Origin of the sequence: Vreelandella olivaria, from assembly GCF_023507745.1 — a bacterium.
GTDB lineage: Bacteria > Pseudomonadota > Gammaproteobacteria > Pseudomonadales > Halomonadaceae > Vreelandella > Vreelandella olivaria_A.
This window is the reverse complement of the sequence record NZ_JALPZO010000123.1, coordinates 140,964-156,469: the sequence shown is the minus strand read 5'-3', so window position 1 is coordinate 156,469 and position 15,506 is coordinate 140,964. Positions and strand designations below refer to the sequence as shown.

Annotated in this window: 14 protein-coding genes and 1 pseudogene; 6 read left to right on the top strand and 9 right to left on the bottom strand. The window is 52.0% G+C overall.

The window, feature by feature from the left end:
* Positions 1-292: 292 nt before the first annotated feature.
* The 6 genes from HP566_RS13810 to HP566_RS13785 all read right to left on the bottom strand — a co-directional run bounded on the left by HP566_RS13810 (position 293) and on the right by HP566_RS13785 (position 6,765).
* The gene (locus HP566_RS13810; protein ID WP_249977847.1) at positions 293-2,413 is read right to left on the bottom strand and encodes a TonB-dependent siderophore receptor; all 2,121 of its coding nucleotides are present in this window, start codon (positions 2,411-2,413) and stop codon (positions 293-295) included.
* Positions 2,414-2,467: 54 nt separating this feature from the next.
* Positions 2,468-3,643 (bottom strand): ABC transporter substrate-binding protein, encoded by a 1,176-nt coding sequence (locus HP566_RS13805; protein ID WP_249977846.1) that lies wholly within the window; start codon positions 3,641-3,643, stop codon positions 2,468-2,470.
* Between the two features lie 34 nt (positions 3,644-3,677).
* The gene (locus HP566_RS13800; RefSeq protein ID WP_249977845.1) at positions 3,678-4,463 is read right to left on the bottom strand and encodes an ABC transporter ATP-binding protein; all 786 of its coding nucleotides are present in this window, start codon (positions 4,461-4,463) and stop codon (positions 3,678-3,680) included.
* On the bottom strand, positions 4,460-5,518 hold the full coding sequence (locus HP566_RS13795) for a FecCD family ABC transporter permease (RefSeq protein ID WP_249977844.1): 1,059 nt from the start codon (positions 5,516-5,518) through the stop codon (positions 4,460-4,462). The genes HP566_RS13800 and HP566_RS13795 overlap by 4 nt, the downstream gene beginning before the upstream one ends.
* A gap of 163 nt (positions 5,519-5,681) precedes the next feature.
* The gene (locus HP566_RS13790; protein ID WP_249977843.1) at positions 5,682-6,566 is read right to left on the bottom strand and encodes a PhzF family phenazine biosynthesis protein; all 885 of its coding nucleotides are present in this window, start codon (positions 6,564-6,566) and stop codon (positions 5,682-5,684) included.
* On the bottom strand, positions 6,553-6,765 hold the full coding sequence (locus HP566_RS13785) for a DUF1127 domain-containing protein (RefSeq protein ID WP_249977842.1): 213 nt from the start codon (positions 6,763-6,765) through the stop codon (positions 6,553-6,555). The genes HP566_RS13790 and HP566_RS13785 overlap by 14 nt, the downstream gene beginning before the upstream one ends.
* A gap of 164 nt (positions 6,766-6,929) precedes the next feature.
* Between HP566_RS13785 and HP566_RS13780 the strand changes: the two genes are divergently transcribed.
* The 5 genes and pseudogenes from HP566_RS13780 to HP566_RS13760 all read left to right on the top strand — a co-directional run bounded on the left by HP566_RS13780 (position 6,930) and on the right by HP566_RS13760 (position 11,873).
* On the top strand, positions 6,930-8,369 hold the full coding sequence (locus HP566_RS13780; protein WP_249977841.1) for a PLP-dependent aminotransferase family protein: 1,440 nt from the start codon (positions 6,930-6,932) through the stop codon (positions 8,367-8,369).
* Positions 8,370-8,938: 569 nt separating this feature from the next.
* Positions 8,939-9,103: pseudogene (locus HP566_RS13775) on the top strand (integrase core domain-containing protein); the annotation flags it as partial.
* Between the two features lie 282 nt (positions 9,104-9,385).
* Complete coding sequence (locus HP566_RS13770; RefSeq protein ID WP_249977840.1) at positions 9,386-9,895, top strand: HalD/BesD family halogenase; 510 nt, start codon at positions 9,386-9,388, stop codon at positions 9,893-9,895.
* 226 nt (positions 9,896-10,121) lie between these two features.
* The gene (locus HP566_RS13765) at positions 10,122-11,030 is read left to right on the top strand and encodes a DMT family transporter (protein ID WP_249977839.1); all 909 of its coding nucleotides are present in this window, start codon (positions 10,122-10,124) and stop codon (positions 11,028-11,030) included.
* A gap of 192 nt (positions 11,031-11,222) precedes the next feature.
* Positions 11,223-11,873, top strand: a complete 651-nt coding sequence (locus HP566_RS13760; protein WP_249977838.1) for a phosphoribosylglycinamide synthetase C domain-containing protein — start codon at positions 11,223-11,225, stop codon at positions 11,871-11,873.
* Here the strand turns inward: HP566_RS13760 and HP566_RS13755 are convergent.
* Entirely contained in the window at positions 11,866-12,789 is a 924-nt protein-coding gene (locus HP566_RS13755) for a LysR substrate-binding domain-containing protein (RefSeq protein ID WP_284041467.1), read from the bottom strand. The genes HP566_RS13760 and HP566_RS13755 overlap by 8 nt on opposite strands.
* Positions 12,790-13,442: 653 nt before the next feature.
* On the opposite strand from HP566_RS13755, the gene HP566_RS13750 reads away from it, so the two are divergent.
* The gene (locus HP566_RS13750; protein WP_249977836.1) at positions 13,443-14,456 is read left to right on the top strand and encodes a zinc-dependent alcohol dehydrogenase family protein; all 1,014 of its coding nucleotides are present in this window, start codon (positions 13,443-13,445) and stop codon (positions 14,454-14,456) included.
* A gap of 9 nt (positions 14,457-14,465) precedes the next feature.
* On the opposite strand, the gene HP566_RS13745 is transcribed toward HP566_RS13750, so the two are convergent.
* Positions 14,466-14,870 carry a VOC family protein gene (locus HP566_RS13745; protein WP_249977835.1) on the bottom strand — a complete coding sequence of 135 codons (405 nt, stop codon included), beginning with the start codon at positions 14,868-14,870 and terminating at the stop codon, positions 14,466-14,468.
* A gap of 23 nt (positions 14,871-14,893) precedes the next feature.
* Positions 14,894-15,502, bottom strand: a complete 609-nt coding sequence (locus tag HP566_RS13740; RefSeq protein WP_249977834.1) for a DNA-3-methyladenine glycosylase I — start codon at positions 15,500-15,502, stop codon at positions 14,894-14,896.
* Positions 15,503-15,506 lie beyond the last annotated feature (4 nt).

The window sequence follows — 15,506 nt, the reverse complement described above, 5'->3', positions numbered from 1 at the left end:
TAAAATCGTTGCTTGGTTTAAAGTAGCTGGTGGTTCAGCTTCGAAGCTTGCGTAGGCCAGAATTTACCAGGGCTAACTGTGAATGCACGTAGCAGCAAACAATTCCCCCGTTTTATTTGACCGTTTTGGGGAGCCTTGATATCGCCCTGTTGCTAGCCGTCCGGCTTTGGCAGCAGTCGCATCTGGTTGAGGCGTATAAAGGGGATGAGTTGCTATCGATGGGTAAAATGACAACACCACCCCAGTAAAGGCGTACTACTCGGATAAGCCGCACGGGGCGGCTTACGTTTTGTCAAAACCGAACCGACGCCTGCAGGCTGACTTCCAGCGGGTCGCCCACCACTACGCGTGTACTGCCGCCGCTTGAGGGGTAGTAAGTGGTGTCGAACAGATTCTTGGCGTTAAGCTGTAGGTGGAGGTTGTCGCCCAGCCAAGGTGTATCCCAGCCGATAAACGCATCTGCGACGGTATAAGCATCCAACTGGAAGCTGTTGGCAGCATCGCCTTCACGTTCGCCCACGTAGCGTACTCCACCGCCCAGGCGCCAGTTACCCAGCTCAGGCGCGGTCGTTAGGTCGTGAGCCAGATAGAGGCTTGCGGTATGCCGTGCGGCGTTGCTTAGCCGGTTGCCCTGAGTGCCCTCGGTATCTTTTAGCACCTCGGTGTCGGTATAGGCATAAGCGCCCAGTAGCGATAGCTGTTCGGTTAGCTGGCCGGAAACCGTTAGTTCAATGCCTTGGGAGCCAGCTTCGCCCACTGTGCGAGTAACGCCGTTATCAGATACGGCAACATTCTCTTTGCGGATATCAAATAGCGCAATGGCTAACGAAAACTGATCGTTCCATAAGTGTTTTAGACCAATTTCGCTGCCCATACTGTGCTCAGGGTCCAGCGCTTGGCCGGTATCGCTATCGGCACCATTGGGCACAAACGCTTCGCTGTAGCTGGCGTATATGGATGTCTCTGGAGTCAGGCGATGCAGCAAACTGATAGAAGGCAAGAAAATGTCGTCGCTGATATCGGTTTCAGTGATGAAGTCCTCACCACGGCCACCGAACTGTTCATAGTGGGTGTAACGCCCGCCTAGCCCCAATGTCCAGCGATCGTTGAAGTGCCAACGGTCATTCAAGTAGATGCCGGTGGTATTGATCTCATCTAAACGCTGGCTAAGCGAGCGGTTAAGGCTATCGCTATCCAGATTAAGGCCCCCATAGCTAATGTCGTATATATTCTGATCAGTCACGGCAGTGCCACGATACACCTCGGCCAGATAATCCCTCTGGCGTTCATGATCAATCCCCACCGTCAGATCGTGCCGCATGCCTGCCAGGGTGGTGGTGCCCGTGGTGTCCCAGGCGGTGTATTGTACGCGACGGTCAAAGCCGTGGTTGGCATCGGCGCGGCGCGTGAGTGCGCCGGTTGACTCATTGACTCGCATCACGCGGGGCTGGCCGTCGCTGTATTGGCGACGGTTCCAGCCGTAGGTAAGCCGTGTCGACCAGTCAGCATTGATATCCTGTTCCCACCAGGCGGTGACCGCTTCGTCGTGACCAAATACTCTTGACCAGGGCTCATCAAGGCGCTGCTTGCGGGATATGTTGGCGGGTTCGCTATCGATAATGACCGTGCCGCGATCCAAGTCCAGGTCATAATCGCGATACTCATAGGAGATCTGTGCGCGACTGTCGCTGCCTTCCCAGCGCAAGGAAGGGGCGATAATGGTTCGCCGGTCATTACCAAAGCTGCGCCAGGAGGCTTCATCTTCATGATGGACGATAAACCGGAATGCCAGGCCGGTATCAGCAATCGGCCCGGTGACATCAACCGTGGCATTACCGCCGCCAAATGAAGAAGATTCGGCGTTTATCTGTCGTTGCCATTCATATTCAGGGCGCTTGGTTACCAGGTTAATCACCCCGCCGGGGTCTTGCTGGCCTTGAAATAGCGATGCTGGCCCTTTAAGTACTTCGACTCGATCCACCGTCGCCATTGAGAAGGTGCCACGTGGTTGGCGTATGCCGTCGATCAGAATTGAGCCATCGCTATTGCTGCCAAAGCCGCGTTTGATAAAGCCATCTTCGGTGCCTCCCATATTGTTACCTTCGGTCACTCCTGCGACCATTGTCATGGCCTCGCTAAGGCTATTGATATTATGGTCGGCCATCACCTGGGCGGTGATCGACTCCACGGTGCGGGCTTCTTCCAAAAATGATACCGGCCGTTTGTTAGCCAGGCTGGAGCGCTGAACCCGATAGCTTTGCGGGGCCACGTCGGTGAGGCGGTCTGAAGTGACCACCAGTGTCTCTTCGGTAATAGGGCTCTCGCTTGCCTGTTGAGCATAGACGCTGGGCAAGTAAGCGAGAGCCAACAGCGGTGAGAACAGGGCGATGGTCAGTGGGCGGGTCATGGGCATTGCGTATCCTTGTGTGGGTGGCAGGAGGATGCAGAAAGCGCAATAAAAAAGCGTTTATCGGCGGGTGTCGGGCAAAGAGCTACCAGGCAACGTCGCCGTGATCTCACCCCAGAATTGACCCTCGCGACTTAGCGAGAGTGTGGTGGGCAGTAGCGCGTCAAAGGTGGCTGCTGGGTCGAGATCATGGAAGCGCTCGGGGTAGAGCCATTGGGCAATCTGCTCAAGCGCCACGATAGAAAAAGGGCCCTGGTGAAATTCGTGCCACAGGGCATAAAACCGGCCATTCTGAATGGCGTTCAGATGCGTCCAGCCGGGGAGCGATTGGCTTAGGTGTCGTAAGTCCTGGTCAATGTCATGGTCGCTAATGCCCAGCCCTGCGCGCAGGCCATCACCCGCTGACCACTGACCTGCGGTGTTGATGATAACGTCGGGTGGGTAACTCAATACCCACTCGTTGCTGAGGGTTGCCGACGCGCCAGGGGCTAATACGTTGGCAACATTATTGCCACCCGCCCGCGCAACCAGATCGGCAAGTCCATTTCTGAGATTGGTACGGCAACAATCAACCTTAACGCCTGGTGCAACATTGATCAGAACGGTGGGTGGGTCTGTTACTGGTTCGTCGCCAGGATCTGCCAGGCCCTGGTCGATTCGCGCCAAGTGCTGCTCAATCAGGGTAATCATATCGCTGGCGCGGGGCACTGCATTTAAGGCCTCTCCCAGCAGGGCAAGGCTTTTAGGTGTGTTTTCCAATGGGTGGCGGTTAAAGTCGATATACAGGTAGGCAATGTCCAACTCGTCAAATAGCCGTGCCAGTGGGGAGCCTTCAATACTGCCAACGCGTGAAAGATCAAACAGCACCACGTCTGGAGCCAGATTAAGCAGTGCTTCGCTATCGAGCTGGGACGTCGGTGCTTGGGAAAGGGTGGGCAACTGGGCAAGCGCAGGCCACTGGGTGGTAAAGCGTTGGGCCATGGCCGGGTCGAAAACAGCCAGTGGATAGGCCCAGCCAGCCAAACGCATAACCGGGTCATCAAGCAGGCTGGCCAGTGCATAAAGCTGGCGCGGCTGGGTAAGAAACAGCCGAGCTGGCGGGGCAGTAAGCGTCACCTGACGTCCGGCGAGGTCGGTAAGTTGTTTAGGATAGTCCGCCTGTGAGTCGGCTGCCCAGCAGGAGGCAGCGCTAAATAAACCCACCAGGCACAATAGGCAAAAAACCATGCGGTGCATGTCGTTATCCTAAACTGAGGTCGCTAAATTGAGTTCAAAGGGGTTCGCTAACACGATCGCTTAGTACCACCGGCCGTCCCAGCGAGCACCGTTCGACCCGCGACTCCACTCCGTAAGCAGCGTGCAGCACTTCTGGGGTAATCACCTTGTGGGAATCACCTGCGGCCAACAGGCCACCGTTACCAAACAGCAGCACCTGGTCGCAGAAGCGCAGGGCGAGATTGATATCGTGAATAGCCATCAGGCACACCGCCCGGCGTTCGGCGATGACGGCGCGAACAGTATTGATCAGCGCCAACTGCCAGCGTAAATCCAGCGCGCTAGTGGGTTCATCCAGCAGTAATAGCGCGGGCTGGCGGGCAATCGCTTGGGCCAGGCCGACCATCTGGCGCTGACCGCCGGAGAGTTCGCTTAACGGGCGCAGAGCTAATGGGCGAATGGCTAACGCATCAAAAACACGCTCGATTAACGCTTCTATCTCTGCACGGCTTAAATCGGGGCGTACGGCACGACAGGCGCTAAGTACCGCTTCGTAGGCGACTAATGTGGTGGCCTGGGGGAGTGTCTGTGGTAAATAACCCACATGACGCATTCTTGCCGTGCCGCTTAGCGTGGTTAGGTCAATATCGTTAAGCTGCATGCGTCCGCTGGCAGGTTGCAGGCCGGCGATGGCCTTTAACAAGGTTGATTTACCCACCGCATTAGGCCCCAGCACCGCGACCAGCGAACCGGGTGGCAGCGTGGGAAGGCTTAGCTGCTCGAAGACACGCCGCTTACGATAGCGGGTCGTAAAGTTGCTGAGCGTAAAGCCTGCACTCATCGCGCTCGCCCCTGCATCATGATCAATGCCATAAAGAAGGGAATGCCCACCAGTGAGGTCACCAGTCCCACCGGTAGCACCAACCCATCGACCAGTGTTTTACTGACGATAGAGGCAAGCGAAAGCACCAGCGCCCCGGCCAGAGCGCTACCCGGTAAGTAAAAGCGGTGATCTTCACCCAGCGCCAGGCGCGCCATATGTGGGCCAACCAAGCCAATAAAGCCAATGGTGCCCACAAATGCGACGGCGGCAGCGGCCAGTAGACTCACCCGTAGCAGTGATATCAGTCTCAAGCGCTCAACCGCAATCCCGAAGCTACGCGCGTGTTCATCACCCGAGCGCAGTGCCGTCATCGCCCAGGCGCTGCGTAACGAGAAAGGCAGGCAGGCGATTAGCACTGCCGCCACGATGGCTACGGTCTCCCAGGATGCACGGGACAGGCTGCCCATGGTCCAGAACACCAATTGCTGTAAGGCATCCGGGCTGGCAACCAGCTGCAATAGTGCGACCAGCGCGTTCAACACAAAGACCAGCGCAATACCAAACAGCACGATAATTTCGCGGCTGGCCCCATAAAGGCGTGACAGCGCATTGATGGTCAGCATAGAGGCCGCCGCAAACACAAACGCCATCAATGCGGTGGCGTAGTGGGCATTCAAGCCAAACAGGGTGAGATTGAAGACAATGACCAGCGATGCCCCGAGCGTGGCCGCCGCGCCAACACCCAGGGTAAATGGGCTGGCCAGCGGGTTATTCAGTACCGTTTGCATTTCCGCACCCGCCAGGCCTAGGGTGGCGCCTACCAGCACGGCCATGAGTGCCGCAGGCATACGGATCTCCCAGACAATAACCCGCCGAATAGGGCTTTGCGACGGGGCATCAACAATCAGCGTGATCAGTTCACTAAGTGAGATAGACGCTGGGCCGCTGGCGATATCGGTGAGCAGCGACAATAACAACGCGATGGCTAAGCCGACGATAATCAGCAAACGGGTTACGATAAAACGCCGATAGGTAGATGCCAAAGGCACCGCAGGCGATGAATAGGCGGGCATCGTAATAGTGATTCCAGGTGGTAACCCATAAATGGCGGGCTTGGTCTTATTTGCTACTAAGACTCATTCGTGTTTTTATTATTATTCTTTGGTAGTAGGCTTGTCAACTGCTGAAAAGGCCCAAAAAATGGCTAGCTGCCCGCGCTTTGGCGGGCACTTATTTTCAGTCTTTTGGTGTATGCTCCAGGTAAAACTCTCCCTTACCCACTACAACAGCGTTGCCACCTACACTCACATAGCCAGACTTAATCTCTCCATTGGCGGCGGTGTAAATAACGCTCGGTCGGCCCATTTCAACGCCCTGGTGGATCTTAACTTGCAAGGCATCCGGCTGAAGTGATGCTAAATAGCCGGTTAATGCCGCTGCAGCGCTGCCGGTAGCGGGGTCTTCACAAATACTGGCGTGCATACAGAACATACGGCTTCGAATAACCAGTGTTGAATTGTTTGGTTGCTCCTTCACATACAGGTATACCTGTTCTGCGCTGCTGGATATAACGGCGCTCGCCCAACTGGCGGATGAAATCTCTACGCTCTCTAACGTTGCCGCATCGGCTAGCTCAATCAGATGGAAGGGGAGTCCACAGGAGGCCACCATGGGGGAGCTGACAACCTGACGTTTTTCCAGCCCGAGCAATGTTGCTGCGGTGGTACGATCAATCGTACTCTCCATCACTTTGACAGGTTGGGCGGTAGTAAACGTTGCCTTTCTTCGATCATAGCCAACCGCTAGCTCACCGATGGGCAGCTGCAGTACCAGGCCATGCTCACGGTTGACCAGGTTTAATTCCGCAAGCAAATGTGCGGTGCCTACCGTGGGGTGACCTGCAAAAGGCAGTTCATGGATAGGCGTAAAAATTCGCATTGGATAGTGGTTCGACCCAATGGGGGCGCCCAGAAACACTGTTTCGGCCAGATTTAGCTCATTGGCCATCGCCTGCATGGTACTGGTTGCCAGTTCGCTGGCATCTAGAAATACCGCGAGTGGGTTGCCTGTAAAAGGCCGGTCAGTAAAGACATCTAACAAGTGATACTCAGTGGTTTTCATATGGCCCACCATCCACAGGTGTATGCTTCCAAAATGCCTTTTGGCCCTCTGCTGTCGCCTGTTCGCGGCTGATGCCGATATCCTCTAACAGCCGGTCATTCAGGGCTAATAACTGACGTCGGCTACGGCGGTAGTGACCATAGGCGCAAAGTTGATAGCGCAGTCTATAGCGGAGCTGGGTGAGGCTGAAGCGTGGCATGGCGGCTCTCCTTGAGTGCGAGGTTCCTCACCAGATTACTGAGAACGGCTTGTATGATACAGATATAGAGTTTTATATTTTCAAGATACAGAAGAGGTGTTTTATCCCTCTGTATGGGCTATAAATAGCTATCTGTATTGTTCTTGGGTGGAAGGGGAAAGATTGTGACGCGCTATGAAGAGGTGGCTAATGTATTGCAGGAGCGCATCGAACACGGCATCTACCGTGTGGGTGACCGTTTGCCCTCTATTCGTGCCGTTTGCAAAGAGCTGAATGTCAGCATTTCCACTGCTCAGGAAGCCTACCGGCAGCTAATGGATGTGGCGTTGATCGAGTCGCGACCCAAGTCAGGCTATTTCGTATTGCCGAGCAGGGTGCCATCAGTACTGCCCTCGATCTCCCGTCCCGCCCAGCGGCCACTGGATATCTCCCAGTGGGATCAGGTGCTGGAACTTGTTGCCACCCAGCGTGATGACCAGCGGCTACTGCTGGGCCGTGGTGTCCCGAACCTGGATTATGAAACACTGCGACCGCTGTCGAAAATCCTGGCTGGCCTGCATCGCAGTAATGATCTGCACGGGTTTAATTACGATAAGCTGAGCGGCAGTCCTGAACTTCGTCAGCAGGTGGCGCGGTTAGCGGTTGCGTCTGGCTGTTTACTGCATCCCGACGACATCATGATCACCACCGGCTGCCAGGAGGCACTAGCCATTTCACTGCGTACGCTAACCCAGCCCGGCGACGTCGTGGCCGTTGATTCACCCAGCTTCTATGGCACCATGCAGATCCTCAAGGCCAATGGTTTAAAAGCGCTGGAAATACCCACTGACCCACAAACCGGTATCAGCCTGGAAGCACTGGAGTTGGCGCTTGAGCAGTGGCCGGTTCGTGCCATCCAGATCACGCCCACCTATAACAACCCCCTGGGCTACACCATGCCTGAGGCGCGCAAGCGGGCACTGTTTCAACTCGCCCAACGCTTCGATGTGGCTATTATCGAAGATGACATCTATGGCGATCTTGCCTATACCAGCCCAAGGCCACGCACGGTGAAATCCTTTGACGATGATGGGCGCGTCATGTTGTGCAGCGGGTTTTCCAAAACACTGGGACCTGGGTTACGGGTGGGTTGGCTGGCACCAGGTCGCTACCGTGACCAGGCGCTACATATGAAGTATGTATCCACCGGTGCTTCGGCGACGTTGCCGCAGTTAGCGGTGGCAGAGTTTGTGGCCAGAGGGCACTATGATCGGCACCTACGCTATGCCACCCGTCAGTATCAACGCCAGCGGGATATTATGATCAGCTGGGTACAGCGTTACTTCCCCAAGGGCGCGGGTATCAGCTACCCCCAAGGTGGTTTTTTGCTATGGGTGGAGCTACCCGCTGCGGTTGACTGTGTGCGCCTTAACACACGGTTGGCGCAGCATGCCATTCATGTAGCCCCAGGGTCGCTGTTTTCAGCTTCGGGCAAGTTTCGCCAATGCCTGCGGCTGAACTATGCGTTTACGTTAACCCCTGTGATCGAAGCGGCCGTGAGGACAGTGGGTGAGCTTGCCGTGGAGATGGTGGAAGAGGCCCAGCAGCATGAGGCGAGTATATAGGGTGATAAGAAATAGATGATTGGCACGCTACCTTAATTGGTTATGTAGCGGCCAACTAATCTTTTTTTCAGATAGGTTTCGATATTCTGAGGGAGGTATCTGCTCGGATTTTAAGCTTTGTAACAGTCACTCCATCGTGCATTATTCCAGCAGGTACCACGGCGGCTCATGCTTTGTTTTATTCGATAGCACTAGAGCCTTTGATACTGACTTTCTCCTGAATCCGTTGCGGTTCTCGGGTTAAAACTTTCCCCTTAGGCATGACTCCCTGACGCTTGTCCGTAATCTGTGAGGCTAGCGTAGAAGAATACTTTAACTAACGCTCTGTGAGGTGAAATCCTAAGCAAGAGTATATATCCCTGGTTAAAGACTAACGGGTAGCATTTATTATTAAACGCAGGCGAAAAGTATGTCTCTTCCTGACCATCAGCCACCTCTCTTATGATGGCAATATTACCACCTACGTTGGTGTCTGGTTTTACTTATCAACTATATTACCTCCCTGCTATATTCTGTGCGCGCTTCACGAAAGCTGGCTGGTTCCAGACAGCTTATTCAGCAAGTGCTATGGTGACGAGTTATCGAGAAAATCGATGTTCCTCTGGAGTAAAGAGGCGGTGGTGTCACTGGGAGTTATCTAGCCTGGTAAGAATGAATTTGTTGAGAGCTTAAACGGTAAGTTCCGAAACGAATGCCTAAGCCGTCACTGGTTTAGAGCAAGGGATGATGCGAGAGCTGCATAATACAGTAAGAAGATGAAGGTTGAATACTATAGGACAGGTTTATATATGACCTAGGGTATGGTTTTTCTAACCCTAAGGATTAGAAAGGTTTTTGTTGCGAAATTCTTACGTGCGTAGATAATTAATCTGAATGCTAGGGCTGGTGTGTGATTTTAGGTGGATAATGTTTTAGTTGGCTTAATTTTCTCTTTTTTATTGAGATGTGTGGTTATTTTTAATAATTTAAATTCGCTAGTTGTATGCACTTAAAAGAAATATTAGGAGGGGTTGATTATGGTTGATGGTGCTAAAAACGAAAATGTGGTGGAGTGCCCAGGTTGTATCATTGAGAAAAGAATTCAGATGTATAGTGATATGGAAATTGAGGAGTATGCCACTAAATTTAAAAGTATGAGATTTGTTAGTATTCCCAATTTTTTGGGGCCAGAAATGCTTGATGCAATTCGTAATGAATGTGAGTACATCACAGAGTATCATGGAAAAAATAAAAACCTACTAATAAAGAGCACCGGCGATACTCCGCAGCAAATGAGAACTGTCGGACAGCACATACTATCTAGAAAAAGCACCTTTATTCCCAAAATTTATTCATCTGGTGAACTTTGTAATTTTATTAGCAGGCTCGCTGGAGAGGAGGTTTTTCGTGCTCCTTGGGCACCTGAGGAGTACGTGCTTTCAAACCTCTATCGCAATGGTGATACACATGGTTGGCATATAGTTAAGCCTTATTATGCCCGTATCTGCTGTAGCCCAACGCCACAGAATGCCTCTTTCTTCTACTGAGCTTTATGGTGGACTGAGGCTTTATTCGTCCATGTTCCAACTCGCTTATTTATTGTGGTTGGAGATACGGTTCAGCACGATCTACATCATGTTGCTCCTGGTTGTGACTGGCCAAATTCAGCTCAGGAACGCCTGAAATATAAAGCTAAAGCGCCCGAGCGCTTTACTGAAGTATGGGGTGGCTACTTGGTTCATCTAAAAGAATGTAACTTGAAGGGGAAACCTTATGACATCAAAAATCAATATTCAACTGGAGGTTGAAGGTTCCTCCAGTTCCCTACTCATCGGTGTAACTGCGGGCATTTTCGCGGCAATCATCTGGGGGCTGTGGCCTGTACTAACCCGCTTTGGCGTAACCAGTAACTTTACCGCTCAAGAAATTGTAGCAGTGCGCTTTGTCTTCGCTGGTCTTATGCTTTTGCCTTATTATTTTCGCAAGCGGGTTTGGCAACGTATATCACCAATAAAGTCATTCATAATAGCTTCAGGGGCAGGGGCGATATACGTTTACGTTTCCGCACTTGGACTGCAATATGTACCTGCGGGTCATCTGGGAGTCGTGGAGACCGGTACTATGCTGATACTCAGTGCGCTTGGTGGTTACCTCTTCCTTAATGAGAGAAAAACCTACGTACAGGTTATGGGGTATTGCTTGATCTTCGGCGGTTTGGCTCTCGTGAACTGGCAAAGTCTCGCCATCAACGCGACCCCTGAGATACTCCTCGGTGATCTATATCTTGTCTTGGGTGGCGTACTCTGGGCTTCTTACACAATTTTGACTAAAAAATGGGGCCTAGTCTCCTGGGATGCGGTGGCAGCAGTATCTGTCTGGTCATTACTGACTTGGGTACCTCTAATCATCTTGTTTGGCGACTTCCATCTGGATGTGGAAGAAGCGGGGGCTTGGCTAGTGCAGGGGGTAGGACAGGGAATTATCACCGCAGTATTGGGGCTTTGGCTTTATTCCGTGGCCGTAGAGAAACTAGGCGCCTCACGTGGCTCTCTCTTTGGTGCGCTGGTTCCGGCATTCGCCATGATTGGTGGGCTTCTCTTCCTCTTAGAAGTTCCCACCTCTTACGAAATCATCGGTGTGTTTTTGACCACACTCGGTATCCTGGTTTCCATTCGTAGGTGACTTTAATATGACACATACTATCGCTGTTATTGATAAAACTGGTCGTGGTCACGCGATATGCCAGACATTGATCTCAACCAGCCCAGATGATGTGAGCATACATTATATTCCTGGTACCGCAGGTGTTTTTAAGAGCGTATTCGTGCGGAGATCCTTGATCCACTACGTGCAGTACTCAAGTCCCGAGGCATCGTGTTTAATGGGGCGATATATCTAGGGCTGCGTGTCGATGCCAGTGGCAAGCCTCATCTGATCGAAATAAATGCAAGGATGGGTGACTCGGAATCAGAAGTCATCTTTCCCCGTGTTAAAGAGGATTTATCTGCTGTCTTTACATTAATTGCAGAGGGGGGAAGTGATATTCGAAAGATTGAAACCTGTTCACGAGCGAGTCTTGCTATCAGTCTCGTTACAGGCGTTGAAAGCAACAGCAATGATCCAGCCAAGTGCTGGCCTACTACAATGAGTTTTTTGCCTCAGAAAATTGATTTCGACCCCACAAAGCTCAAAGGCTCAGCCCAAGTATTCTGGGCTAATGTCACAACCAGTTCCGACGGCAGATTGCAGACCGGAGTTGGTCGTATTGCGCACATCTCTGCTTTGGGTGCGACGGTCGAACACGCCCGCCGTGAAGTTTATAGCTCACGAGGTAGCTTGTTCTTCAAAGGGGTGAGAATGAGATGCGATATTGGTGGCCGTATTAAGGTAAATGGGCGCATTGCCGAAGACTGGCCTTGTGCTTTGCATAAACAGTATCACGCAAACGGCAGTAGGACTCTACCATTGCTGAGAGAAAAGCTGACTGAACGTCCGATAGCAGCTACCGCCGAACGCATCAGTTAGGGGTGCTTTTACTCATCTGGCTGACCTGAGTATTCAGCCAGGAGCGAAAGGCGATGACTCTGGGAGAAAGAGCCATCAGGTTCGTTGTGAGCGTGTAATAGGCGTGTTCTGCGCTTTTGCGAGTTTGCAGTGGTGCAATTAGCTTTCCTGACACGAGGTAATCGTGTACCAAGGCGCTTCGCCCCAACGCAACCCCCAAACTCTGCGATGCGGCTTCTAACATCAAAGTTGCGTTGCCGAAGTGAAGGCTTTGTCGTGGACTGGATATCGAGAGCTTTTCATCTTCAAACCAGCGTTGCCAACGCATGCTTGCTTCGCTAGCGCCAACGCGAATGTCATGAAGCAATACGTGGCTCATAAGATCAGAAAACTCTGTTACTGGCAGACTGTGGTAAAGCTCTGGCGTCATCACCGGGAAGACATCGTCTTTGAGTAACATCTGAGAGTCGAGATAAGGGTGGTTACCGCTACCGTGAACGATCCGCAAATCGAGTTGATTGATGGTGTCCTGGCTAGGCATCTCGTCGGCAAGGATGGTAAGGGAAATCTGTGGATAGTGTTGAATAAAGTCGTCGATCCTGGGTAGCAACCAGTGTAAAGCGAAGGATGGTGCTACATTGATGGTTAGAGTTCCCTCTAACTTTCCTGTGGTGATGTTGCCGACAGCTTCGTCGATCATTTTGAGGGCATCAGCTATCCGAGGTAGTAGTGTTCGCCCTTCATTTGTGAGTGCAAGACTATTGGGAAGGCGCAAAAATAGTTCTACACCATACTCATTCTCGAATGAACGTATCTGTTGGCTGACGGCCGCTGGGGTGACATTAAGCGCCTCTGCAGCAGCAGCGAAGCCACCCAAGCGCGCTGACGCCTCGAAGCTTCGTAATCGGTTTAAGTTCTTTACCTTTAGTCTTCTCATTTTTAAATACAGTGATGATCCAGTAAATTTGAACAGTAGTTAATCGATCTTAAGCCGCTATTCCGACTAGCCTTATTGGTAGATAGTAGCCCACTGCATTTGATAGGCATGATTAAAATATGTAAACGTGACGAGCAGGTAAATATATCCTATCACACTCATATTGCTAATTTTGATTAGTGTTGATGTTTTTTACACGTTATTGTCTGCAAATCAGTATCAGTGGGTGTCGTGAGAAAGGTTTGTAGAAGGGACACGATATGCGCAATGATTACATTTTTTCTAAATCCGTTAAAAATCCGCATATAAAGAAGCTGAAAAAGCAGGCCACGGTTCGGATTGATGAAGATACGATTGCCGTATCAAAGTCGTATAAATCTCTATCCAAAAACTATGTACAATCCTGTAAAGCTTTCAAAATGGAATGGCAGTGAAGGTTTAGCGGCCTTTTCCAGAGCGTGTCCCGTTTAATGGGTGGTGATGGCTCAAGCGGATGAGGGTGCGTGATTATTGTCCAAGAGTTAGATGCCAAAGCGTTTGATTCGACCGTTACCTACGTCGTGGGTGTCATAGCGTCACCAGCATGCTGATGAGCTCAAGCAGCATATGCGGAGGCCCTTAAGTGACTCGGCGTCTAGGCTGAAACCTTGAACATGCGACATGATTCATGTGGTTCAGCCCGCGAAATTCATCCCCCCATTTTCGAGGTATCTATGCGGCGTCATGCGCTCACCTACCGCTCGTTTGGAAGACCGCTGGAAAAATTAATAATGGAAACAACGGAAGTTCCACGCATGGGTGAGGGCAAACTCAGGGTGAAGATGACGTGTGCTCCTGTAAACCCGTCCGACCTGATTCCCATCAGCGGTGCCTACTCTCACCGTATAAGGCTTCCCGCTGTCGCTGGTTATGAAGGGGTCGGTCGCGTTATTGATGCGCCACGAAAGTATGCCTATCTGGTCGGGAAGCGAGTGCTTCCATTGCGCGGTGAAGGTACTTGGCAGACGATCTTGGATTGTGATTCGGCTCTTGCAGTGCCCGTCCCGGATGCCATTTCTGACGCTGTTGCAGCACGCGCCTATATCAACCCCTTGGCTGCCCTAACCATGCTTGAAACATGGCCTGTAAAGGGCAAGCGTGTGCTGCTTAGTGGAGCAGGCTCAAATTGTGCTGATTACCTCGGGGCGTGGGCATATCATCACGGCGCCAGCGAAGTTGTTGGTATATACCGCTCCGAGAGTAGAGTTACCCGCCTGGAAAAGATGGGTATAAAACCGGTATCTATGCAAGATACCTCGCAGATATTGTATGTTGCGCGTGGGACAGACCTGGTATTTGACGCTTTGGGTGGTCCCATTGCGACAAATATCCTGCAGTCAATGGCTCCTGACTCGACGTTTATCGCCTATGGGTTATTGACGGGGCAGGCTATTCGATTGGATTTCAAGCCATTGGCTCACTATCGAAGGTTTCATTTACGCGATAGTTTGGCCAGGGTGTCTGCAGAGGCCTGGCAGCACAAATTCTTGGATATCTGGAGACTGTTGAGCCAGACAGATATGCCTGGTTATCAACGGTTCCCTGCCCAGGGCTGGCGACAAGCTATCGAGATGGCGTTTTGCCCGAGTGGTCAGAAGGTGCTGTTGGATTTCGCAGATCTGGCTTAATGGTGGAGTTCACGTCAAATCCATAAACGGATTATAGGCGACTTCCCAGTAGTGACCCTCCGGATCGCGGAAATAGCCAGAATAGCCACCCCAGAACACCGATTCGGCCGGTTTGATGAGCTCTGCACCTGCCGCAACTGCTTGTTCAAGCACCTTATCAACAGCGTCTTGGCTGGCAACATTATGGGCTAGTGTGATGCCGCTGAAACCGTCCGGCGTATCATCGGTAATACCGATATCCTCGGCCAGTGCTTCACGGGGAAACAGCGATAGCCAAGTCCCTTCCAGCTTGAAAAACGCAACCTCATCGCTATCTGTTTCGTGTTCCGGCAGGCCCAGTCCATCACGGTAAAAGTGAATGGCGCGAGCTAGATGTTTCACGCCTAGCGTAATCAAGCTGATTTTTGGCTTCATAGTGCTAGCTCCTATGTACTACGTTAGGCGGGAGGCTGAAACTGTTGCCTTGCCTGCTCAACGCGTTTGCGTGTAACGCAAGTGAGTGAGTGATCATTAAGCAACCCCATGGCCTGCATGAAAGCGAAAGCAGTGGTGGGGCCGACAAATTTCCAGCCCCGCTTTTTGAGTGCCTTCGAAAGCGCAATGGATTCCGGGGAGGTGGTCTGGGTTTGCGGCGCTGCTAATGCGTCAGGCGCTGGTTCATAACGCCAGAAGAAAGCGGCCAGAGAGCCTTCCTGTTCGACCATTTCCTGAGCTCGTGCTGCATTATTAATCACCGCTTCAATCTTGCCTCGATGGCGAATAATGCCCGCATCCTGCAGTAAACGCTGCACATCCTCTTCACTAAAGAGGGCGATTTTACGGAAATCGAAGTGGTGAAAGGCAGTGCGAAAGTTCTCGCGTTTGTTGAGAATAGTGCGCCAGCTTAAGCCTGACTGAAAACTCTCTAAGCACAGCTTCTCGAACAGCCGCTGGTCGTCATCTACCGGGAAGCCCCACTCGTTGTCGTGGTAGGGCAGAAACTCTGGTGCTCCACCACACCACTGGCAGCGGGGGAGTCCATCAGGGGCAATAAAATCGTTGCTCATCGGC